The following is a 22,674-nucleotide window of genomic DNA, read 5'->3' as shown; positions in this document are numbered from 1 at the left end:
GAAGAAATCCGCAACAATGGGCTTATGCAAGCGGATTAAGATTGCTTCGTGCCTCGCAATGACGTGATGTTCAGAATTATTCGTCCGCTGAACTAATGACTATTGAACCAATGAACTAAATTTCAAAAACTTCTCCTCTTTCTGGTGCAACCACATTAAAACCATCTTCCAGTAAAGTAGCTGCCAGTGTTTTTAAACTTTTATCTTCGCCGTGTACCAGAAAAACCTGTTTTGGGTGGCCGGTTTCCTTTACCGTTCGTACTAAATCATCATGATCTCCGTGGCCGCTCAATAAATCGGTTTGGCGGATGGTAGCGTAAACCATCATTTCGCGGTCTTTAATTCTAACGATCGGCGCACCACTTAAAAGTTTATAGCCAAGCGTTCCTTTGGCGCAATAGCCAATAAAAAGAATGGTGCAATAATAATTTTGAATATTGTAGTAGAGGTGATCTTGAATACGTCCCCCCTCCAACATCCCAGCCGACGAAATGATGATGCAGGGATCGAAATAATTGGAAACATCCTTGCTTTCTTTCATGGTTTGAACGTAAGCCAAATGCTCAAATTCAAATTCATCACCCATGGTTTTATAAAAATCTTTGGCCTCCTGGTTAACTAAATTATGGTGTTTCCGATAAACGTCTGTTGCCTGGATTGCCATTGGGCTATCCACAAAAATTTGCACAGGTGGTAACAGTTTTTTTGTGAAAATTTGATTCAAGGCAAAAACCAGCGATTGCGTTCTGCCGATGCTGAAGGCAGGGATAATTAATCGCCCCGGGGTTTTGATACAGGCCTCTTCAATTTCCTTTACCAATCGCTCTTCCAATGTTTGGTCTTTGGTGTGGTAGCGGCCGCCATAAGTAGATTCGCAAACAAAATAATCAACTTCGGGGATGGGCTCGGGCTTTACCAGAACGGGATAATTATCTCGACCAATGTCGCCAGAAAAGGCAATTTTTTTCTCTTCCCCGTTATCATTTATGGTTAAAACTGCTGCGGCGGCACCCAACAAATGGCCAACGGGAATAAAAGTTAAACTGATATCTCCATTTATTTTAAATGGTTTGTTAAATGCAATGGTTACGAAACGGTCAATTGTATCCATTACGTGTTTATGCAGGTACAAAGGTTTTGGTCCGCTAAAATTTCCCCGTTTGGTGCGGGGCTTCCGACTTTGTTTTCTTAAAAAAAGCTCAACAGAATCGAACAATAAAATGGAAGCTAAATCTGCTGTTGGTGGTGTACAAAGCACTTGGCCATCAAAACCAAGGCGTACTAAAGTGGGCAAATTGCCCGAATGATCGATGTGAGCATGGGTTAAAATAACCAGATTTATATCAGCGGGATCGAAGGGGAATTGTTGGTTGTCTTCCTGATAAGTTTCCTTTTCGTAATCTAAACCGCAATCTATCAGTATTTTATAATGCCCAACCTCGAGCAGGTGCATACTTCCTGTAACTTGTTGTGCAGCGCCCCAAAACGTTAACTTCATCTTCTATTCTCTCCGTAATTGTTTGGTGTAAAGTAGTACAATTGATGCAATTTTTAAACAATAGGAAGTAATTTTTTGGTTAAGGGCATTCCTGAATATTTCGATTTTAAGGAATTGAAGGTGAAAATTATTTTTTGGAAAGCAATTGCCGTAGCTTTTTCTGCTTTTGTTGAAGCACCTGCCAGCCGGTCAGGCAGGAAAAGCGGGGCTGCAAGTCTTCATCAAAACCGAAGCTTTCATTTCCAAATCTTAAATGAAAAATCCTTTAAACCGTTATCTTTGCAGAAAAAACATCAACAATGCAAGAACCGTTTGATATAGAAATAGGGAAGACAAATTATTCTGTTTTTCCTGAAGGAAATGATTCATATACCATTTTTAAAGATGGCAAAGAGTATATCCAGATACAGAAAGATACCTCATCGATTTGGTTAAAAATGGATTATAAAACCGAACTTCCAATTTTTGAGGAAGACGAAGAAGTAAATGCAATTGGGCAAGCTATTGAGAAATATGTACCCGAAGAAGATGAAGACGATGATGCCTTTATCGTTTAAATAGCAAACTGCAGGACGCATGGAGCGTTGAAACTTTTTGCATCTTGCAGTTTAACTTTATTAGATTAGTTTCAGCAGTTCTTCTGCAACTTTTTCTGATGAAGCTGGGTTTTGTCCTGTAATCAGCAATCCATCTACCACCGCATAAGGGTTCCAATCTTCGATTTTTGTGTAAAGCCCACCATTTCTTTTAAGCACATCTTCTACTAAAAAAGGTACCACGTTGGTAAGCTGAACGGCTTCTTCTTCAGTGTTGGTAAAACCGGTAACGTTTTTCCCTTTCACCAAATATTCTCCATTTATTTTTACTTCCTTTAACACACCTGGTGCATGGCATACAAAGGCAACAGGTTTATTGGCTTCATAAAAATCTACAATTAACTTTTGCGAGGCGCCGCTTTCTGCTAAATCCCATAACGGACCATGACCGCCTGGATAAAATACAGCATCATAGTCTTCCATTTTTACTTCCGCCAAAGGGCTTGTATTTTTCAATTTTTCTAAAAGAACAGTGTCTTTATCCATCCTTCTGGTGGTATCAGTTTGAAAAGATGGATCTTCGCTTTTAGGATCAATTGGCGGTTGGCCTCCTTTTACAGATGCTAATACTACCTCAACATTTTTATCTGTTAAAGCGTAATATGGAGCAGCCAGTTCTTCCGACCAAAAACCTGTTTTTAAACCTGTATTTCCTAATTCGTCGTGGCTCGTAAGCACGAATAAAACTTTCTTGTTCATCATCTATTATTTAATTGTAGAACAAATTTAGCTGAATGCTTAAACCCTTTAAAGGACCAGAATCACTAATTTTATGTGCGTTGAATCACAATTTGCCTGAAAGTCTGCTTAACGTTTCGCGGGAAATACCCAAATACGCGGCGATGATGGTTTTAGAAACTCTTTGTAAAAGCTGCGGATATTGCTTTGTAAATTGTTCGAATCTTTCTTTTGGACTGGTAGTGAGCAGTGATAAAATTCTTTGTTGTAAAGCGACATAGCCAGAGCTGTTTTTTACCCTGAAAAAATGTTCCATCTTATGGCTTTCGCTGCAAATTTGATCTAAATTTTCTTTAGCAATGGAAAGTAATTCTACGTTTTCTAAACAGCTGATGTTGGTAATTGATTTTACGTTATTATAAAAGGCCTGGAAGTCAGAAATCCACCAGTTTTCCATTGCAAATTGAATGATATATTCTTTGCCATTGATGTCGGTGTAGGTTGCTTTAAGCAATCCCTTTACAACAAAATAGATGTTTTTAACAGCCTCATCTTCCTGAATTAAATACTGGTGTTTTTTTAGGCTTTTGGATTTAAAATGGCTGTTGATGATTTCAAATTCCTTATTGTTTAGGGGTACGATCTCTTCAATATGCTTTCTTAACTCAACACTCATTTGGTAAAGCTAGCTAAAAACAAAGGGCAAAAAAAATCCTGACCTAAGTCAGGATTTTTATTCTTTATGCAATTATCTGGTGGCGTTCGCCGTCCAATTGCCATTCGAATTGGCCACACCGATCTTCAAAGTGCTGGCATCTATTGTAATCCCAATAACCCCGGTACCCACACTAATGTAGGTATTTCCGCTCTCTTGGAATTTAACTCCAGTGATATCGGGAATGTTGTTACCAAAGAAGAAGCTGTAGGTATCATCAACTTTTGTAACGGTAACTTTGCCATCTGTACTGGTTATCCGTGTATCGCCTTTACTGTAGGTAACGGTTCCTCTGTAGGTACCTACAAAAAAATCTCTATCTGCCGGATCTGTATCCTTTTTACACGAAACCATTACTGTTAATGCTATTAAAAGCATGCTGAAAATTTGAACTGTCTTTTTCATAATTATGTTTTTCAAGTTTGAATTTGCCGCGGTATACAACAAATTCGGTTAGTAAAATGTAACAGCTGGTTTACAATGGTTGTGCCAAAATGTTGAAAGCCTAATCAAACAACAGTGTGTTGAGCAATTTTTTGCAAAAAATTTACAATCGTAAAGTGTTGATTAATAAATATTTAATTGTTTATCCGAAGTAAGTTCAATTCGTTGGCAAGTTGATGTTCACGAAAATGAAACAGAAGCAATTAGAATCTAAGATAGTATACATCTTTCGGGATAAGCTTCGAAAATTTACAGAATTTGATATAAGCCGTCGCTCGGTAAGTGTAGGTATTTTTTGCCCGCAATTTCTAATGTTGTTGGGTGAGTCATATCATCGCATTTGAATTTTAGATCGCCAAATTGGTAATAAGCCAAATAATCCGGGCTAGGCAGTTTCCCATTTTTCCAGCCGATTAATACATCTTCATCAAATTTTGGCACGTATGTTTTAGTTTTTTCAAATTCATTTTTAAAAAGCGCTGTTTGTCTCACAACCAATGTATTATTAATGATCTTGAAAACATTGCATCCAGCTGTATTGGCAATCGAATTTTCACATTTTCGTAAGCTATACTGTTTAAGCAAACTGATTTCGTATTTGTCAACGGCTTTCCATCTTAACGAATCTGTTAGGTTTTGCAAATTCTCCGATTTTTTATCCAAACTGTCTTGCACAACAACAGTTTTAAATGGCTCCGATTTATTATAGTCTGGGAAATAATATTTCGCTCTATCAAAATATAAATTTCCTGCTCTATCAACATAGAAAGGAAGTTTCCAATCAAACTTTTTCTCTATTACTAACTTATTGTTAATATCAATTATTTTAAAAGGAAGATTACTATTGTTAGGTTTGAGAAGTAAGCGATCACTTTTTAAAACGAGAATTTCACTTGATCCATCCATGCCCACAATTTTCTTAAACTTCGTTTTGTCTTTCAACAGATTGCTAAGCAGCGGCACTTCAGGATGTGCATCTTTTTTTGGAAATGGATTACATCCAAGTAGGCAAATAAAGCAAACGAAAATTAAATATCTCATCATTTATCTTTTGTATAATTAGATTTCCCATCAATATCAACAATTTGTCCTAAATACCTGGGTTTTCGGTGGCGCAATACATCCAATGTTGCTTTTGCAATGGAAAAGTTTTCTCTAAAGGCATAATATTTATAGCCCCTATAAATCCCGGTGTTGGCACTAAAACCATAACATTTTACACCGAGTTTCTCGCCAATGTAGATGCAACGATTTAAATGATATTGCTGTGTAACTAAAATTGCTGTATCCACCTTAAAAACATGCTTTGCTCGATACATGGTTGAGTAGCTATCAAAACCTGCATAATCGACGTAAATTTTATTGGTATCAACTCCATTTACGTAGCAATATAATTTCATTACCGTTAGTTCATCATATTCATCTCTGCCATTATCGCCTGAGAGTAAAATTTTATCAACTTTATTATTTTTGTATAAGGAAATGCCGGCATCCAGCCTATCTTTTAAATACTTGCTAGGTTTGTTATTGCGTACACCTGCACCAAAAATAATGGCCACTTTCGTTTTAGGAACAGCATTTAAGTCCGAGTAAATTTTATTTTCCGATTTATCTTTTACCAAGTAACTTGAGGCAAAGACAAACAAAATCCCGATTAGAATAGCAATTAATATCAACTTTAAGAAGGTTTTAATTTTGAGCCGTCTCATCATAATTTAAAAGATAAAAAAAGTGATACCAAAACAAGCACGACTCCGATAAATAGCATCACCAAAGCAGATTTTTTTAATTTTACCTGGCACCTTTTGCTAAATTTTAGGTATTCAAAAAAAATGAAGATGCTGAAAAACAAGGTATATACCAGGCTCAAACCAATGATTAAGTCTAATTCACCAACAAAAGAAAACTGATCTTCCTGAATATTTTTTGGCAGTAAGTAAAAAGCGAAATGATACAAAAGCCAAAGTCCAGCTGCTAGAAACAGCAACCTTATGAGAAGATATTTGGAGATTTGATTTTTCATTTATCGAACGGATAATTTGTATATCTCTTAATCTTGCCTGTTTCGGTGTTAATTTTAACAATATCGATGTAATCTCTTTTTGATTCCCTCTCTTCACCGAAAATATAATAACTAGCTTCTGGTCCAACTTCAATTCCGTATGTAAGCATAGAGTAAAGATGTTCGTTTTTTCGATTGTTAATGAAGATCTGTTCAGCCTCTTTTAACTTAATTTTACATTTGGCAGCGAAGGCTTCGTATTCTGCTGCAACAGGCTGAATTGTACGGATATGCTTTGATTTTTCCGGATCTAACCAACCATCAAATTTCTCTATTATTCCAGTTGATACCACATTGTTTATCACGCAGTTTTCAGAAAAACGGCAATCGCTTGAGCCTACATAGCCAAACATTCCGTAGTGTAGATAGGCGTAATGGCCATAACCAGACACGTAATATTTAAGCTGGCTTTGCAGCGTTAAAATAATGGTATCCGTTTTTAGAAATTTTTTGTATGGAAAGTTGATCTTCAAATTTTCCTTGTCTTTAAATGCTGTTTTAACCGAAGTATCGTTGGTTATTTTGCCATCTCTTAAAATTTGAAACCGTAGGGTTTGAAGCTCTGTTGGCGTAAATTTTAAGAATGTTAATTGTGGATTTTCGGTAATGTATTTAGCCGTATCACAAGCTTTTGATAGTGCTTCGGCATCGCTTTCTGCATTTGCCTTACTACGCTGCATAGACCACCAAACTAATCCAACAAATATAGCTGCTAGTAGTACCAATACACCAACTGCTATGAGGGATCCTTTAAAAAATCGTTTCATTTCTTAAATTTTCCCTTCTGTTTTAAATAGCCTATTTATATTCCATTCCATTGTATTTCAGTTTCCTTGTCTTAATTGAAACGGTTTTTTTTTCTTCGCATTCGTCATTAACTACCTTGCCTATGGTTTTGGTAATCTTATCCTTAACGATTAAGCCGTTAAAATTTTTGCTTTTATTCTTATTGTCGATAATAATTGTGGAGTTCACTTCCTCAAATTCTCCTACACACTTCATATCCCACTCCCCACCAAATTTTTGTATGGTAAAATTGTTAAGCACTTTTTTTAACGACTTATTGTTTTTGATAAAAAGCGACAAATCGGTATGATGGTGTGGGTTTGGCTGGCTGCTGCCCGAATAATGTGCCTCAATGCCGAAAGCTCGGGTTTCGCTGTTCAAAGTGAAAATTCCTGTATCTACATTGATGCTCGTTAGCCGAATGGCATCAGATATAAGGGCTTCTTCTTCGAAATGTTTATACAAAATTTTGCCTGTTGTATTGTTAACAATTAACACATAAACATCATACTCTGAATAGAAATTGCCATAGCCATCGGGTTCATTTTTATGGTATTTAGCCACCACCACTGCGGCTTGTGTTTTAGCATTTGGTAAAACTTTCTCTGCATACAATTGCGTGTTAATATCTTCGTTCTTTAGGCCCAATTGCTGTAATACCCTTGGCAGCAAAATACTATCATCGGCTTGCGTTTCTTGTGCGAAAAGGTTACCAAAAGAACAAACTAACAAAGTGATAAAAAGTAGTGCTCTAATCTTTAGCATAATTTAATGTCCATATTTTTTTAAAAATAATTTAAAATCCATCGATTGATATTTATCCTTTAAACAGAACCTAAATTTTCTGTTTTTATCTGGTTCATCATCGATGTTGCAAAATAGAAATGGCACCACTTCTTTACCAGTATTATCGATTATTCCGTAGAAGTAATTGCTGCCATCTGCAGTTCTTGTTCCCGCTATATAGTATCCGCTTATTTCAAAAAAAGGATCAATAAATTCGTATTTAAAAGGGGTTAATATCTGGATATCTTCATTAACTAAAGCTTTTTTATTATTTCCGTCTTCAGCCACAAAAAGTTTGGGATATTTTAGATCAGATGCAACAAACTCATCAATTGCAGTAATTTGTTTTATGCCTTTGTTGGGCAGTTTTTTCAAATTAAGATCATATAGTTCATCTTCTCCAGTATATTTGTGGGCAATGATGAACTTGTCATACTTTTCAAATCGTGAATATTCAAAAGGCAAAATTACCTTCTCTCGATTAAGCACAACACCATAAGCTGTTCTATCTCCAACTGTTTTTTCAAAAACATCGTAACCAGGTTTCAGTGTTTGATCAAAACCTTGAAATTGCTTTAAAGAGACCATTTTTTTATCATTAACATTTAGCCAGAATAATTCCTCATTGATTAGGAAATAAGTATTGCTTAACTGTTGGAGTTGTTCATATCGAGCTTCGATTATTTTATCTCCTTTTTGATTAGATATGCCATATTTGTGCCCCTCTCCTGCTGTAAAAGCCGTGTAAACGATGTTGGGGTTTGCCGTGTCGAAAAATTTTCTGTCGAGACGATGATTAATGAATTTTACCATCTTATTGTTTTTGAGGTCACGGTATTTTGTCGCCACAAATATTTCAATGGTTTTGATGTCATCGGGAAATTCAAGAATCACAAATTGATGTGCAGGCTCAATCACCTTTCGACCGACTTCTGCAATCTTGTTATATAAATCAATATCGCCCATTGCTTGGCTTTGCTCTTTGTTTTGAGCGAGCCCAGTGACGAAATTCTTAAATTCGACCATGTCGGTTCTTGCATCCAAATGATTTTGATTGATATTATTGAGCACTTCTTTGGCTTTCTTTTCGTCACCCTCTTGAAGTACCCTGGTGAAAATATCAAACAAATCATTTAAACCGTTTTTCACTCCGGCTTTTATTTCAAGGATTGGATTGGAACTAAAGGCACTGGTATTCATCCGAATATTTTGAGTGTTGAAGGCTTGATATCCGATTATATTACTGTACAATATTGATGGGATTTTTAACTCAGTGACATTACTTTTAACACGCTTCACAATAATATTTTCATCTTGAAAAACGAAATTTTTAGCTGATTTCGAAAACTTAAATTTCTCAAATTCCAATGGCATTTTTAAGCTGATATCTGTTTCGATGCTATCAACCCGTTTCAAGCCAATTTGCTTTTTGGGGATACTCTTTCCATTGAAATAGTATGCTTTTTCGCCTATAGCTATATTTGAAATATAGGGCTTAAACAGACTATCTTTTTGTTCTAAAATATGATTATTTTCGGTTAAGTTGTAGCGACTTTCGAATTCAAATTCGGTTTGGCTATCTTCGCTAAAATCTTGATTAAAAAATAGTTGCTTGCAATAATCATTAAATAGCTGCGCAATTTTTTCGGTATCAGTGTTTATTGAAAATTCGGCTACAGGTTTTTCTGCTTTTGATTTTTGACCAGGGGAGATATGTGAAGTTAATTGAGTTTCGAATGTTGCCGTTTTGATAAGTTGGTTAAGTTCGGCGGTATCTGCTTTTAATTGATGTTTTAACTCATCAAAGTTCATGGCCTGTAATTTGGCAATGAACTTTTTTGCCGATTCGCTTTGCGGTACCTTTTGGCCATTACAGGCGCATAAAAAAAATGCAAAAAAAAGCAGGAGATTTATCTTCATCTAAGGGTTATAAAAGGTATTCCACTTAAATATAAAAAGGAATTACTTTAAATATCCAGATGATTATCATTCGTAGGGTTTGAATTATTATTCGCAGTAAATACGAAATTATCTAACAAATATGTATGCTATTGCTGTTTGCAGAATTAATATTTGCCCATAGATTCATTTTGGCTAATCGGAATGTTTAAGTATACAACTGTGCCGCCAGTGGTTGTTTTGTTTTGAGTAATTCCGGCATTTTGATTGCGTTCCCTGCCTAAAAATTGCAATCTTTCCTTGCTAATGATACCTGAAAGCGATTGATGATTCTGAGGTTTGTTTTCACTAATAGTTTTACCGCTATCGGTGATGGTGACGGTTAAATTTTGGTCAGAAATGGAGAAATTCACATTTACAAAGCCATTTATATCGTTCAAATTAATGCCATGTAAAATCGAATTTTCTACAAAAGGCTGTATCAGCATCGGCGGAAGCATAATCATTTCCAAATCTTCATTTTCCGGGATATTAATCTCGAAATTGAAAATGTTATTGTAGCGCATTTGCTGTAAACTCAAATAATTTTCTAGCGTTTCTATCTCCTGGCTTAATGGCACCAACTTTTCTCTACTCAACTCAAGGCTACTTCTCAATAACCTGCTAAATTGATTGAGGTATTTAATTGCTTCGTCCTTCTCATCCAATCGAATAAAACTTTGCAATGCAGATAAGGTATTGAAAATAAAATGAGGTTCCATTTGCGTCCGCAGTAATTGTTGCTGCAACTGTACATTTTCTTTCTCCTGTTTTAGCTTTCGTTGTTTATATATGCTATAGAACAAGAAGATAACAATGAGCAAAATCAAAATAATAAGGGCTGTAATTACCAAGGTTAATTTATTTCGCTCTAGTTTCAAGGTATTTATTTTGATATCTTCGTTCAGTCGGTCTATCGAATTATCCTTCGCTTGAATTTGATAAAGTGCTCCCATCTCGGCCACTGCCTGCGTATTTTCTATCTCATAATTCTCTTTCTGGAGCGCTATGACTTCTGTCGCGGTTTGGAGCGCCTTATCTTTTTGACCAATTGCGGCATAATAACTTGAGCTTGCCTCGCCTCCTCTTATTAAATCTTCGTACTCTAATAGCCTGCCACTTTGCTTAAATACTTCATTTGCTTTTTTCAGGTAGCGTGCTGCATCGGGGTAATTTTTAGCCTTTACATAATTAGTTACAATATTGGTATAGGTAGTGTAAATGTTGCCCGCCGCGGTAGGTTCAGTTGGGTTTTGGCCATAAATTTGTTCATCAATTTCTGCATTTAGCAAAGAGTATTTTAAAACAGAATCGACGTTACTGGCCTTATCGAAATAAAGCAATTTACTATCATATAAAAACCTCGGGTTAAAATCATCAGGGTACGTAGCTTGCAATTTTTCTAGTTTTGCGAGGTAGTTCTCCACATTTTTTCTGGGAAAGTTTGCGGTGTAAATTAATGAAATTAACTGTGTTAAAACCCGCTGTTGGTTGGTAATATTTGGAGGCAGTTGTGGCATTAATTTTAATGCTGCCAAATTCATTTTTAATGCCAAACTATATTGCTGTAAACTTTTGTTGCTTTGTGCTGCGGCCAGTAAAATAATAGCCTTGGCCATCGGTTTCAAGGTTAAGGTCGTGTCTGAAAGTACAATCATCGCCGCTTTGTTGTAATAATAATTGGCCTGGTGTTCAGACGGTTCTGCATTGGCCAGATTTCCCATCCCGTTATAGAGATTAGCCTTAATTTCTAAAAACTTGTTACCTGGCTCAACCAAATCAAGGCCTTGCTGTAAAAACATTTTAGAACTATCAGGATTTTTTCGGGCAAACATTTTACCCAGGTTGTATTTGGTTTTGGTATTTAAATCGGTGTCGGCCAGTACAATTGGGTTACTGTTGTACTGATTCCATGCCTGCACAATAGAATCTGCATTTGCTTTATTTGGCTGTTTTGCCAAGAGTAATGAAACCTCTTCCTTGTACTTTAAAAGTTGCTCATTTTTAGCAACAGTTGGTTTTTGCCTGCATGAAAGAATAAGCAAGATTGCCAGGCAAAAATAAAGAAAAGGTTGTTTCATTTGATGACGGGTAGAGCAGTAAGCATTTGATTTCAAGTAAACAGATATAATGTTACATTTTTTTACAGAAATAAGCTTAAGTTTTGAGAAATATTTAAATTTTCGACTTAGTATCTATACTCTTATTGTAGACATTTCAGGCTCAATCGACTGCATTTTTAGCCAAGCTTTGGTTGCTTATCTTTAACAATTTCTATTTAATCCCAGCGATTAACCTGGAAGGGAATCATTGTCACTAGCACAAATAATTAATAGTTACCCTTTCCTTTACTTCCCAAAATTAGTGATCGCATACGCATCGAATCGGGTTAATTCTAAATCGGTTTTATTGTTTGGAATATGAAAATATAAATTCAAAATTTGGAAGGTTTTGCCATGCTTAGATCTCGGATTTGAGGAAATTGCTGATGGTGAAATGATCGAACCGTCTTTTTTAACTAAGGTGGCAATTTTTCCATCACCGTAAAGGTTTAGTTTACAACTATCTTTTGGCAGCAACTTCCAGGTATTAGAAAATAACGCTTCCCGCTCCTCTAAAATCCACTCCTTTTTAGCGCCTCTCAGCTGAGCAGTTTCGTATTCAGCAACTTTCATTTTTTCAATGGCATCGCCTTTGTCCGAAGCATTTAAATCTGATTGCAGCTCTTCGTATGCTTCATATAGCTGATTGAAAAGCACATCATTGGCCGTTAATTTTTTTGAATTTTTCCAGCTATCTAAGTCAGTACGAACTTCTTTTGCTTCAAAAGAAAAGGATTTGGTGATGTAACCATTTTTAATATCCTGGGCAGTTACGTCTTTTCCAGTCAGTACATAGTGCACCAGTACATCTTCTTCATCGTTTATCGATGGCATTGAAATGTCACCACTGTAATAAATCGCCACGAAAAGAATAGGCTGATCACTTACTGTAGGGTTAAAATTCTTCAGATCCAAAGTAACTTTAGCTGTTTGGCGGCCTTTCTTCTGTAAGCCAATATCGGCAACATAATACATTTGATGGCCAAAAAAGGCGAGGCCTCTACCTACTGGATAGTCGTTGATGGTAATCTCTACAGGATACAGGTTCGTTCCTGCTATTTGATACATCTCTTTATTCGGATCGTATTTCAAATTCTCAAGCAATTCGGCATGATCATTTATTTGAGATTTGCAAGAAGATAAACTAAACATCATCAGGATAAGAAGGGTGTAAATTTTCATCATTTTATTCTGTTAAACGGCAGCGTGTAGATGTCGTTATTGAGTATAGTTTTAAGCACGTTTTCTGGTGAAGAGTAAATGTTGGCATCGCTGGTTTGAAAAACGAAGTTCTTTTCCCCAGAAATTTTTGCAATTCGCTCCTGTTCGTTTTTGCTCAATCCTAAGAAAAAAACTGATTTAAACCCTTTCGAATACATATAGCCGTTTTCTTTACCCTCTCGGTTTTCAGAAAATTGAACATTTTTGATAAGCTTTTCAAAGTTATCTCTCTTGTTTTGGTCAGCAAGTAGCAAATCATTGTGTTTGCTTGTATAGGCTTTGGGAAAGCTCCAGGCCACTATCGGGCTTACCATTATTTTACTAAAAACTTTGCTCACTAAAAACCGGCTGCTTAAATCCGGATAGAATAAAAAAACTTTTGAAAACGAAAGACTCTCATATAAATATGCCTGCAAACCGGCCATCCCTCCACTGCCATCAGCAATTATTCTAACTTCTTCCATGTATTGGCCTTCAGCATTTAAAATTTCTTTTACGGCTGTGCCTGATGCATAGTCAGCCATTTTGCCGAACTCCTTTTCTTCTTGTTGAAACAAGGAATTTTTTTGATCGGATTTCTTGAAACTGGTGTTTCCAAAACCAATTCTATCTACGGCAATAATATGGAACTTAGTATTAAGTGCCTTGTTCTTAAAATAGTCTAGAAAATAACCTGCATTTTTATCGCTGTTATGTAGCAAAACTAAATAGGGTTTCTTCTTGCCAAACTGATCGCCTTTTTCGCTGAAATTCTTTTTATTGCTAATATATTTTATGCTGTATCCGCGTATGTAAACCGAATCATATAGCGGTGCTTGCATTTTTAAAACTGCGAATTCTTTATTTATTTCTTCTTGGCTAATCGCCTTGTTAAAGAAATGGAATTTGCACCAAATGAAAACGTACCAGCCAACTACTAATACAACGGCAAGAAATGAGGCTTTTTTTCTTTTCAAATTGAAACAGTTACACTAAAACAGTGAATTATTTAATAAAGCAAATTGCTAAAGCCTACCTAATAAAAGGCACTATGGTATTGAATGGCTGGTTGGTAACGCTCCCGTAAAGCGATAATAAAAACAACAAACCAATGATAAGTAAGAAAATAGGTTTGTATCTAAATTCTGTGCCTTTTTTTACAGTGTGTCTGTAATAAAAATAAGTTCCGGCCAGGTAAATTGTAGTAAAGGCCAACATCATATAAGTAACTGTCATTTTTGATGATATTTAGGTTTAACTTAAACTGAAAGACCCATTCAAAATTATTTGAGGGCCTTTTGTAATGCTATATTAATCATTATTATAGAATTGATTAATGCACAATTGATAAACGCAGTTAATGATTTATAATTCGCTGAACTTTAATTATAATTCGCTTTTTTAAATAGGAAATGAGGATTGCAAAAACGCTGGTCTTTATTATTTTTGAGCAGAGAAAATCAATTCCTATTGATATATTAATTATCTCCCTTGAAAATGAGTGAAAATAAGTTTGCGGAAATGAGCAACAAGCAGTTACAAAAAAGCGAAAAGGTAGCTAAAGCATCCACCTCTACTCTTGTTGTAATGTTAGTGCTTCTGTTTGCGCTGAGCATGTATTTGAATTTCAAAAAAGGATTTACCCCCTTAACTGTAATACCAATCAGTTTATTGCCTATAGTTATTTCAAATCTTAGCAACATCAAACAGATGCAGGAAGAGCTTAAGTCGAGAAATTTATAACACCTTTTTATTGCTCCAATATAGCTGTTGTATCTGGCTCTGCTCCTTCTGATTCTCCCTCGTCTGTTTCTTCATTTGCACTTTTTATATCTTCATTGGTATATTGATAGTATTCATCAAAGGTTTTAGTTTGCCGATTGTAGATGAGCACATATTTAGCGCTTTTTGTTTGTTTAATTATTCCATCACTTGGAGCGGGTGTAAGTTCCATTTTATCCATGAAAATTAGCGCACCCTTTTTAAAGCTTTTTATGGTGGGTAATTCTCCACTTAGTGCTTTCCAATACAATATATTTCCTTTTTGGGGGATGATGTAAATTGCGCTACTGGCAAAATCTGATTTTTCGAGCAAAAACGCCATTTCTTTTTCCCCTTGACCGGTAAAATCGCCATAGGCAATAACACGATAAGCACGATCTTTAATTTTGGTGAAAAAGTATAATTCGTTGTTCTCTTTGCTGAAATAGTTATTATCCATAAAGATTTTAACAATTCCCCGTTGAAAAGCAACTGGTACATCATCGTACTGCGGGATGGTAAATGTAGCATTTCTCCATGTGGCGAAATCTTCAGGTGATGCCCAACCATCAACAAAAACGCTGTCTGCCGGATAAGTGGTATCATCACCATCGACATTATAAATATCTTGTCGCATTCTATAGCCACCATATAAATAGGCAAAACCGGTTGCGCCCGCCACAACAATTATGGCCACGATCATCCAAATAATGGTTTTAGCTTTATTTTTACGCTTTGGTTGAGGGATAATCTCTGCTTGTTGGATCGGCTCGATATTAAAATTAGAATTTTCCATGGTAAAATAATTTTAGTAGATAGTGTGCCTAATTTATTCAGCCTCTTCCCGGCTAATATCATATTGACCAGTTGGATCGTTAAAGTATTTTTTATCTGTAGAGTTTAATAGAAACACATCTTTAAATGTCGATTTTTTATCAAGCTGCAACTCTTCCAGTGTAAGATATTTGCCATTGTACAATACTTTATCGCCAAATTCATATATGTGTGCATTATGAACTTGCTCTTTTTTATCATTGGCAATAATGAGTAAATCAAAGCGAAGGTATTCTCCTGATTTTGCATCACTATCAGTGCTAAAGTTGGCGCTAAAACCCTTAGAAGTTTCCAACTGAATGGTTCGATCTTTTAAAGCCCATTCGTAAGAAGATTGACTAAAATGATGAGAAATGAAAATGGAATATTTTGGAGCCCCATACTTTTCTTTCATTTTAGCAAGAAAAGCTTTTTTGGCTTTAAGGTCGTAAATTTCGCCCTCGGCATGATAAGCTACGGGTTTCTTATTTTTGTCAGTGAGGATATTCAGGTTGCTAAAATAATAGCCATTAAATTTGGCCAAACTATCTGAAGTATGGCTTTGATATAAATAGCCAAAATCTTTTTGAGGAACCGTGATTTTCATTGCATCCAGCAGCGAATTACTAATCTTATATTTTAACAATTCATCGGTAAGTTTCCCGTTTTCGGCACTGTCGTAGCGCATACCATCGCTAAGAATTACATTGTTTCCGTAAAGCTTAGCAACACCCTCTTGAAAATTGACCTTTTCAAGATCAAAGCCTCCCTTTGCCTCGAGTATTTCGGGTTGCTTATCTTTGGTATTGCAAGAAAAAAATGTTACCAACGCAATTAAATAGATAAAAGTTAAGTTCTTCATGAGATTTTTAAGGGTAGATTTCGGTTTAATACTATTGTGTTCAATCTTCTGTACTGTCTTGTTGGCAATACAACATGGTTTTTGTAGCCCCGCTTGATTTTGTGGAAACACTTTTAGCAGGTGCTTCAAAAACATAGTCGATTTTAACCTCGTTTACCGTAGCCGTTTTGTTAGGAAAAATAACTAAATCACGGTGGTCATCTTCTTTTTGATCGCTGCCGTAATATAAATATTCGAAGCCAAGGGTTTGTTTAGAATGGTTGAATATATAATTTTTTCTACCGTACGATATTGATATCCCTTCTTTTTCTGTAGGAAACAATACCACTTCTTTGGTAAATTGATTACAATCTGTAATCGTCAAAATAGTTGGCGTATACCAATTAATAGGCAATAGGAGTATAATCAATAAAAACATCCAATCGTCTTTTTTGCCTTGCTTCTTTACCAACTTGGTATAAAGTGGTTTTAAGGAAATCAAGACAAGAATTGCAACGAGTATTATCGTGTAGGTTTGAGCTGTAACAATCATTTTTATCGATTTTTATTTAAAAATAACACTGCTAAAGCTAAAAGATGGGCTGGTTTATTATTCGTTAAAATTTAATTCTTATTTGTAGAGAATGAATTATTATTTGAAAAAAAATCCTCGCCTACGTGGGCGAGGATTGGAATTTTGCGTATCAAACGCGATTTATATAAGTTTGATTAAGCAATTATGCAGCATATTCAATCATCCATTCGATACCGAATTTATCTCTAAACATTCCAAAGTATGATCCCCAAGGACTATCGCCCAGCGGAAATTCTACAGTTCCACCAGCTGATAAAATGTTGAATATTTTATTAGCTTCTTCTTTGCTTTCTGCGCTAATAGAAATTTTTGATCGATTTTCATTTTCATTAACCTGTCCAAGATAAGTGGGCACATCATTACCCATCAGCGTATTTGGGCCAATTGGCAAAGCGATGTACATAATTTTTTCTGCATCGTTTTCTTCAACAGGAAATTCGTCGCTTGCCATGTCTTTCATGCGCACTATCGATGTAAAAGCTCCACCGAATGCCGATTTGTAAAAATTGAAAGCTTCTTCGGCATTGCCGTTGAAATTAATGTGTGGGTTAATAAGTGCCATAGCTGGTTGTTTATAGGTCTTACTTGGTTATTTAATAGGGACTTTATTTTTGATAAAGCCGAACGAATCTTTGTTAAGTTAAATTGCTGTTGCGCTGTAACTCTTTTGTGGTTGCTTTAAGAAACCCTTCTTTATCTTTTTTCACCTCCGTTATTATCGCCAGGCGATCTTTGGGTAGGCTAAAATATTTCTCGGCCCATAAATTTATCTCAACCATCAGCGGAAGCAAGTCAATTCCTTTCTGTGTGAGTTTATACAATACTTTTGCCTTGCTATCCGGGTGTTCTAATTTCGTGATTATTCCGTTCTCTTCCAACATCTGAAGCCTGGAGGCCAATATATTGGTCGCGATTTTTTCTGCTGATTTTAAAAAGTCGCCATAAGTGCATTGCTTGGCAAACATTAAATCTCTAACAATGAGTAGCGACCACTTATCTCCCCAAATATCAAGGGATGAACTTACTGGACAACTGGATCTTTTTTTTAATTCTGACATAAATAAAATTTATTCACTTGCATTTTGCAAGTTTATTATATGTTTGCACTTTCATTTTGAAAGCGAAAATACGAAATTCAACATAGAAAATGGAACTGAGAGGAAAACAATACTGATTACTGGAGGCAGTGCAGGCATAGGGCTTGAAGCAGCAAAACAGTTTTTGGCATTAGTGCAAAAGTGATCATTACTGGCCGCGATCAGAATAAATTGACGTCGGCTAAGAAATTGTATCCCAGCTTAGTTACTATTAAAAGTGATGTGGCTGATGAAACGGACGCTGTTTCGCTATTTTATGATGTGAAAGCGCTTGGTGGAATCGACATCCTTTACAATAATGCCGGTGTTGGTGTTAAGCCTTCAAACCTTGGAATATCCGGCAGCAAACATTTAGAAAATGCGATTTATGAGACGAACATTAATTATTTTGGTGTAATCCGATTGAACAATCTTTTTTTAGATATGCTAAAATCTCGTCCTGAGGGTGCAATTATTAACACTACATCCTTATTAAGCTATGTTCCATCTTTACAAGAGGCAAGCTATTCGGCTACAAAAACGGCTTTGGCATTTTACACCAGATCGTTAAGAGAACATCTGAGAATAATTAAAAGTACCTTGAAAGTATTTGAATTGCTACCACCCTTGGTTGCAACGGAACTCACAGCGGGCAGAGATGAGAAGAAAATGAGTACGGAGGTTTTATTTAAAGGTTGAATTAACGGGCCTCAAAAAACACCAATTAACCATTCGCATTGGCGATTCAAAAGTGCTTTACATGATAAATCTTTTTTTCCAGAAACTTGCCTTTAAATTGGTTAATCCAAAAAAAGCAGAATCCTTTTTACAGTAATAATCACTCTAAAATAATGAAAGCATACACCATAAAAAGTTATAGTAAAAAAGAAAAGCTAAAGGTTGTTGAAATATCAATTCCCGAGCCTAAAGCAGATGAAGTTTTAGTGGATCTATGCAACTAGTATTAACCGGCTAGATAACAAGATTAAAAACGGAGAATTTAAGTTGTTAATGCCTTACAAATTGCCATTAATTTTGGGACATAATGTAGCTGGGGTGGTGGTAAAAATAGGATCGACAGTTACGCGATTTAAAATAGGCGATAAAGTATTTGCTCGTCCGGCTGATTTTAGTATAGGAGCATTTGCAGAATACATTGCAATGAATGAAAGAGATGTAGCCCTGAAACCCAAAAACATTTCGATGGAGGAAGCAGCCTCTATACCGCTTGTTGCCTTAACAGTTTGGCAAGCTTTTGTTGAAAAGGCGAAACTTAAAAAGGCCAATGCGTGTTTATTCAAGCAGGTTCGGGCAGTGTAGGCACAATTGCTATTCAATTCGCTAAGCATTTGGGGGTCACTGTGGCTACTACTACAAGTGCGCAAAATGCAGATTTAGTAAAGAAATTGGTTGCTGATTTAGTGATTGATTACAAAACTCAGGATTTTGAAAGCATCCTAAATCAGTATGATTTGGTACTAAACAGCCAGGATGAAAAAACACTCAGCAAATCCTTAAAAAGACTTAGTCGGGGAGGTAAAGTAATCTCTGTTTCCGGTCCTCCACATCCAGCCTTTGCGAAGGAAAGTAGCTTATCATGGTTCATGAAATTAGCCCTATACTTTTTGAGTAGAAAACCATTAATCAAGCCAAGAAGCTCGGTGTTGATTATTCGTTTTTATTTATGAAAGCCAATGGCAAGCAGTTAGCGGAAATAGGAAAATTAATTGATCAAGGTATAATAACTCCCGTATTAGATAAAGTTTTTCCTTTCGAGGAGCTGAACCAGGCAATGGATTATGTTAATAGTGGAAGGGCGAAAGGCAAAGTTGTCGTTAAAATAAAATAATAATTTGTTGCATCAGATTAGTGAAATTTTAATTTAATTCTTCGAATTTTTCAGCAGTTTGATAAATGCATCGTTTTTATTATTATCATCGAGCTTTTGATGGGCAAGCAAAATGGATTCTTCTTTGGTTTTTAAATTCAGTTTAACGAGCCCAGCTTTACTATAAAATAAAACTTCATTTTTGCTCAAAAACTCGAGGTTAGAAAGGGGAAGATTAGCCAATTGTACCTCACTCCTTTTATCACCAGTTTTAAGATCTAATTCAAAAAGTAATCCTTTTTCGGTGTAACCCCAAATGGCATCGGATTTATCAAGCAAATAAGCGATTGACGCATTGAAGTTGGTTTTCCAAAGTTTTTCACCATTCGCTGTGCTCAATGCGTACACAGATGCTTCAGTGGATGAGGTTGTGCCAAAGTAAATTTTACCGTCTTTCGTAAATATTTTTTCCTTGATATTGTATTGTCCTTTTTCCAGCTTGAACTCCCATAAAATCGATAGGTTGTCTGGATTTAGCGCAAACAATGTTTCACTTTCATCAGGGATAAAAACGTTTTTGCCATCGGTAACAGGTTTTCCATACATAGCCTTTTTGAAACCTCTTTTGTAAAGTGCCTGGCCTGTTTTAGCATCAAAACTTAAAAGGTAGGGAGCATTCTGTGCGAAAACTTTATTTCCGAAAGTAAGGGTTGGAAGGTGGTTGTAAGGATAATCCAACTTATAGTTCCAAATCAGTTTGCCGTTTTTGGCGTCTATTGAATAAATATTTTGATTCCTGCTTTGAGCACTCAATGAAATTGCGCCATTAACCACTTGTGCCGATTGCCCTTTAAGTATTATTTCGTCTTTTATAATTCCCAACCTCGATTTCCAATAAATTTTACCGTTTTGATTGTTTAAAGCAAAGATTTCGCCATTGATAAAGGGAATATATACCGTTCCATTTTCTATATAAAATTTATTATTTCCGCTAATGTGCCGGTCAGCATCCGATGCTTTTACTTCCCAGTTTATTTTTTTGGTTTTCAAGTTCATCGATTTTAGAATGCCATCTGTGTTGTATATCAGAATGCTGTTTGTATCTAAGGCTGTAGCTTTAATTGATGAAATCAATTGGTCGAAGACCATATCATCCATGGTAAGGATATTATTGTTAGAGAAACTTTTGTCTTTGTTTTTTGATACTGATATGGTAGGAGGCTGTGCGACTGCTACTTTTATTATGCAACATAAAATGATGGACAATTGAAGTGTTAATCTCATATTTTAGAAAGGATATTTTAAACGAAATTTAACTAAATACATTGAAGAAGTTATTTTTCCTGCTTGTTCTCTACCTTTTTATCCATTAAGTTTTCACCAGAAATGGTCATTTTGAAAGCATACAAAATAATTCCCTGGTTACCTGTACTCATCCCATACATCCAGGTATCGTTGCCACGTACAAAGGTAGTTGCATAGGCCTCTTTCACAATTTGCTCCGTTTTATTAGCTGTATAAGTACCATCAGTTTCTGGCGCATTATAAATCATCTTTTTAAATATTTTGGTGTTACCTAACTGAATAAAATCTTCGATATACGTTTTAACGTACTCCCGCATATCATCACTCGGTTTTTTAGTGTTTTTATCTCGCAAAGCGGATAAATTTATCTTATCATTTTCGAAGGTGTAGCGAGCCGGGAAAATATCCAATTCAGGGTTTTGGTTTGATAGAAATATCGCAATTCCCAGATTATCTTTTTTGAGATAGTCGGGGTTTAATTTTTTCGCACTTTCGAAAGCAGTAACTAATTTTTTTAGAACTGGATAGTTAGCATTTTGTGCCGAATAACTCAAAACCGCTGCTTTAACATCCTTTTGAATTTCCGAATAACTTGATTGCGAAAATGCGATTGTTCCACTCGCCAGACAAAAAACTAAAATGAGTATCTTTTTCATTCTTTGAGTATTAGTATGATTAAATAAAGGAAATTAAAGAGTTTGATGAGGAGGCGTAAAACACAGTACATACTGGATATAGATACTGAAATTTTACGCCGCCTGTACCATCAAATGAGAGACGTTACATTCCTAAAACCAAACAGCTGTTAACAGAACCAAAAACTATAAATTCAACATTTATTCCTCAGAGATTAAGGATGTTTTTGTTTAACAATGCTAAACTAAGCAAACTGTGTTATCAAATTAGACCCGTTTATTATTCGTTAATGCTCATCCATTATTTGTTGCAGATAAACAATTATCTGACTTGCCAGATTGAGTTAATAATAGAAGAATTGCTTAGAGTTAGGGATTTTGATTTCAGTTCTTCCAGGTGTAAATCCATCCATTTTCGGGACGGATTTAAAAGGATATTTAAATAATTTTTCTGTTGCAGGGTATAATTGAACAGAATCTTCGCAATCTTCGTTATCATAACTAACATGTACCTTCTTTGTCGAAAAATTGATATCGTAAGTATGATGAAAACCGCAATTATAATCGTCGTTATATGTTGACCCAATTAAAAACCAATCATTATTCTGGTAACGATAAATGTTTTTGTGCTTGCTGGTATGCCTTGTATTGTGCCAAAACGTTTGCTCAATAATGAGGGTATTATTCTTTATTTTAATGGATAAGTCAATCCCGTTATCGGTACAAAAACCACAATCCTCACTGTTCCATAAAACAGATGTGTTTTTCTTCCAAAGTTTTAAAGTGCCATCAATTACTTTACAAATAAATAATTCTCTGGTATAACCTGTTCGGTCTATTTTTTTAGTGGTATTGAAAGCCAATACCACCTCATCAATACCATCTTTGTCTAAGTCGCCCTTAGTTTCAAAAACTTTTGTTCGTCCGGCTGGTACCACGAAGTTTGGCAAAACTTGTGCTGTAGATTCTAATGATAGTAAAACGAAAAACAAAAATAAATACCTCATATTTAATT

At 35.6% G+C, this 22,674-nt stretch carries 27 protein-coding genes; 6 read left to right on the top strand and 21 right to left on the bottom strand.

Annotation, left to right across the window (positions count from 1 at the left end; translation table 11 throughout):
* Positions 1–115: 115 nt before the first annotated feature.
* On the bottom strand, positions 116–1,498 hold the full coding sequence (locus ASE92_RS12995) for an MBL fold metallo-hydrolase (protein ID WP_056850543.1): 1,383 nt from the start codon (positions 1,496–1,498) through the stop codon (positions 116–118).
* Positions 1,499–1,797: 299 nt separating this feature from the next.
* Between ASE92_RS12995 and ASE92_RS12985 the strand changes: the two genes are divergently transcribed.
* Positions 1,798–2,055 carry a hypothetical protein gene (locus ASE92_RS12985; protein ID WP_056850541.1) on the top strand — a complete coding sequence of 86 codons (258 nt, stop codon included), beginning with the start codon at positions 1,798–1,800 and terminating at the stop codon, positions 2,053–2,055.
* 60 nt (positions 2,056–2,115) lie between these two features.
* On the opposite strand, the gene ASE92_RS12980 is transcribed toward ASE92_RS12985, so the two are convergent.
* The 12 genes from ASE92_RS12980 to ASE92_RS12920 all read right to left on the bottom strand — a co-directional run bounded on the left by ASE92_RS12980 (position 2,116) and on the right by ASE92_RS12920 (position 14,041).
* On the bottom strand, positions 2,116–2,796 hold the full coding sequence (locus ASE92_RS12980) for a type 1 glutamine amidotransferase domain-containing protein (RefSeq protein WP_082455060.1): 681 nt from the start codon (positions 2,794–2,796) through the stop codon (positions 2,116–2,118).
* A gap of 82 nt (positions 2,797–2,878) precedes the next feature.
* Positions 2,879–3,448, bottom strand: a complete 570-nt coding sequence (locus ASE92_RS12975; RefSeq protein WP_056850539.1) for a Crp/Fnr family transcriptional regulator — start codon at positions 3,446–3,448, stop codon at positions 2,879–2,881.
* A 72-nt stretch (positions 3,449–3,520) separates the two neighbouring features.
* Positions 3,521–3,892 (bottom strand): hypothetical protein, encoded by a 372-nt coding sequence (locus ASE92_RS12970; RefSeq protein ID WP_056850889.1) that lies wholly within the window; start codon positions 3,890–3,892, stop codon positions 3,521–3,523.
* Positions 3,893–4,180: 288 nt separating this feature from the next.
* A complete protein-coding gene (locus tag ASE92_RS12965) occupies positions 4,181–4,975 on the bottom strand; it encodes a hypothetical protein (protein ID WP_157255744.1) in 795 nt (264 codons plus the stop codon).
* Positions 4,972–5,643, bottom strand: a complete 672-nt coding sequence (locus ASE92_RS12960) for a vancomycin high temperature exclusion protein (protein ID WP_200926418.1) — start codon at positions 5,641–5,643, stop codon at positions 4,972–4,974. The genes ASE92_RS12965 and ASE92_RS12960 overlap by 4 nt, the downstream gene beginning before the upstream one ends.
* A gap of 307 nt (positions 5,644–5,950) precedes the next feature.
* Entirely contained in the window at positions 5,951–6,760 is an 810-nt protein-coding gene (locus ASE92_RS12950; protein ID WP_056850536.1) for a hypothetical protein, read from the bottom strand.
* A gap of 31 nt (positions 6,761–6,791) precedes the next feature.
* Positions 6,792–7,544, bottom strand: coding sequence for a hypothetical protein (locus ASE92_RS12945; RefSeq protein WP_056850535.1), 753 nt, complete (start codon positions 7,542–7,544; stop codon positions 6,792–6,794).
* A gap of 3 nt (positions 7,545–7,547) precedes the next feature.
* Positions 7,548–9,485, bottom strand: a complete 1,938-nt coding sequence (locus ASE92_RS12940; protein WP_056850534.1) for a WG repeat-containing protein — start codon at positions 9,483–9,485, stop codon at positions 7,548–7,550.
* A gap of 146 nt (positions 9,486–9,631) precedes the next feature.
* Complete coding sequence (locus ASE92_RS12935) at positions 9,632–11,584, bottom strand: sensor histidine kinase (protein ID WP_056850533.1); 1,953 nt, start codon at positions 11,582–11,584, stop codon at positions 9,632–9,634.
* 267 nt (positions 11,585–11,851) lie between these two features.
* A complete protein-coding gene (locus ASE92_RS12930) occupies positions 11,852–12,790 on the bottom strand; it encodes a hypothetical protein (protein WP_157255743.1) in 939 nt (312 codons plus the stop codon).
* Positions 12,787–13,782, bottom strand: a complete 996-nt coding sequence (locus ASE92_RS12925) for a hypothetical protein (RefSeq protein ID WP_056850531.1) — start codon at positions 13,780–13,782, stop codon at positions 12,787–12,789. The genes ASE92_RS12930 and ASE92_RS12925 overlap by 4 nt, the downstream gene beginning before the upstream one ends.
* Positions 13,783–13,837: 55 nt before the next feature.
* Positions 13,838–14,041, bottom strand: a complete 204-nt coding sequence (locus ASE92_RS12920; RefSeq protein ID WP_056850530.1) for a hypothetical protein — start codon at positions 14,039–14,041, stop codon at positions 13,838–13,840.
* A 261-nt stretch (positions 14,042–14,302) separates the two neighbouring features.
* Here ASE92_RS12920 and ASE92_RS12915 point away from each other — a divergent pair, with 261 nt between their 5' ends.
* Positions 14,303–14,548 (top strand): redox-active disulfide protein 2, encoded by a 246-nt coding sequence (locus tag ASE92_RS12915; RefSeq protein WP_157255742.1) that lies wholly within the window; start codon positions 14,303–14,305, stop codon positions 14,546–14,548.
* A 7-nt stretch (positions 14,549–14,555) separates the two neighbouring features.
* Here ASE92_RS12915 and ASE92_RS12910 read toward each other — a convergent pair whose 3' ends face one another.
* From ASE92_RS12910 to ASE92_RS12890, 5 genes are all read right to left on the bottom strand, one after another.
* Positions 14,556–15,362 (bottom strand): hypothetical protein, encoded by an 807-nt coding sequence (locus tag ASE92_RS12910; protein WP_056850528.1) that lies wholly within the window; start codon positions 15,360–15,362, stop codon positions 14,556–14,558.
* A 33-nt stretch (positions 15,363–15,395) separates the two neighbouring features.
* Positions 15,396–16,241, bottom strand: coding sequence for a hypothetical protein (locus ASE92_RS12905; protein WP_056850527.1), 846 nt, complete (start codon positions 16,239–16,241; stop codon positions 15,396–15,398).
* A gap of 40 nt (positions 16,242–16,281) precedes the next feature.
* Positions 16,282–16,773, bottom strand: a complete 492-nt coding sequence (locus ASE92_RS12900) for a hypothetical protein (protein WP_056850526.1) — start codon at positions 16,771–16,773, stop codon at positions 16,282–16,284.
* 184 nt (positions 16,774–16,957) lie between these two features.
* Complete coding sequence (locus ASE92_RS12895; protein WP_056850525.1) at positions 16,958–17,377, bottom strand: VOC family protein; 420 nt, start codon at positions 17,375–17,377, stop codon at positions 16,958–16,960.
* Positions 17,378–17,450: 73 nt separating this feature from the next.
* Positions 17,451–17,873, bottom strand: coding sequence for a helix-turn-helix domain-containing protein (locus ASE92_RS12890; protein WP_056850524.1), 423 nt, complete (start codon positions 17,871–17,873; stop codon positions 17,451–17,453).
* A gap of 180 nt (positions 17,874–18,053) precedes the next feature.
* Here ASE92_RS12890 and ASE92_RS21385 point away from each other — a divergent pair, with 180 nt between their 5' ends.
* From ASE92_RS21385 to ASE92_RS21515, 4 genes are all read left to right on the top strand, one after another.
* Positions 18,054–18,590, top strand: coding sequence for an SDR family NAD(P)-dependent oxidoreductase (locus ASE92_RS21385; protein WP_200926417.1), 537 nt, complete (start codon positions 18,054–18,056; stop codon positions 18,588–18,590).
* A 312-nt stretch (positions 18,591–18,902) separates the two neighbouring features.
* Positions 18,903–19,211, top strand: coding sequence for an alcohol dehydrogenase catalytic domain-containing protein (locus ASE92_RS21525; protein ID WP_235527369.1), 309 nt, complete (start codon positions 18,903–18,905; stop codon positions 19,209–19,211).
* A complete protein-coding gene (locus ASE92_RS21520) occupies positions 19,181–19,579 on the top strand; it encodes a zinc-binding dehydrogenase (protein WP_235527368.1) in 399 nt (132 codons plus the stop codon). Before ASE92_RS21525 ends, ASE92_RS21520 begins: the two co-directional genes overlap by 31 nt.
* Positions 19,576–19,740, top strand: coding sequence for a zinc-binding dehydrogenase (locus ASE92_RS21515; RefSeq protein WP_235527367.1), 165 nt, complete (start codon positions 19,576–19,578; stop codon positions 19,738–19,740). Before ASE92_RS21520 ends, ASE92_RS21515 begins: the two co-directional genes overlap by 4 nt.
* A 33-nt stretch (positions 19,741–19,773) precedes the next feature.
* Here ASE92_RS21515 and ASE92_RS12875 read toward each other — a convergent pair whose 3' ends face one another.
* The 3 genes from ASE92_RS12875 to ASE92_RS12865 all read right to left on the bottom strand — a co-directional run bounded on the left by ASE92_RS12875 (position 19,774) and on the right by ASE92_RS12865 (position 22,666).
* Positions 19,774–21,003 (bottom strand): PQQ-binding-like beta-propeller repeat protein, encoded by a 1,230-nt coding sequence (locus tag ASE92_RS12875; protein WP_082455059.1) that lies wholly within the window; start codon positions 21,001–21,003, stop codon positions 19,774–19,776.
* A 50-nt stretch (positions 21,004–21,053) separates the two neighbouring features.
* Positions 21,054–21,680: a hypothetical protein gene (locus tag ASE92_RS12870; RefSeq protein WP_056850522.1), complete on the bottom strand. Its 627-nt coding sequence runs from the start codon at positions 21,678–21,680 to the stop codon at positions 21,054–21,056.
* Positions 21,681–22,003: 323 nt separating this feature from the next.
* A complete protein-coding gene (locus ASE92_RS12865) occupies positions 22,004–22,666 on the bottom strand; it encodes a hypothetical protein (RefSeq protein WP_056850521.1) in 663 nt (220 codons plus the stop codon).
* Between the last annotated feature and the right edge of the window lie 8 nt (positions 22,667–22,674).

Source organism: Pedobacter sp. Leaf41, assembly GCF_001422545.1.
In the GTDB taxonomy this organism is placed as follows: domain Bacteria; phylum Bacteroidota; class Bacteroidia; order Sphingobacteriales; family Sphingobacteriaceae; genus Pedobacter.
This window is presented reverse-complemented; position numbering and strand designations above follow the sequence as displayed.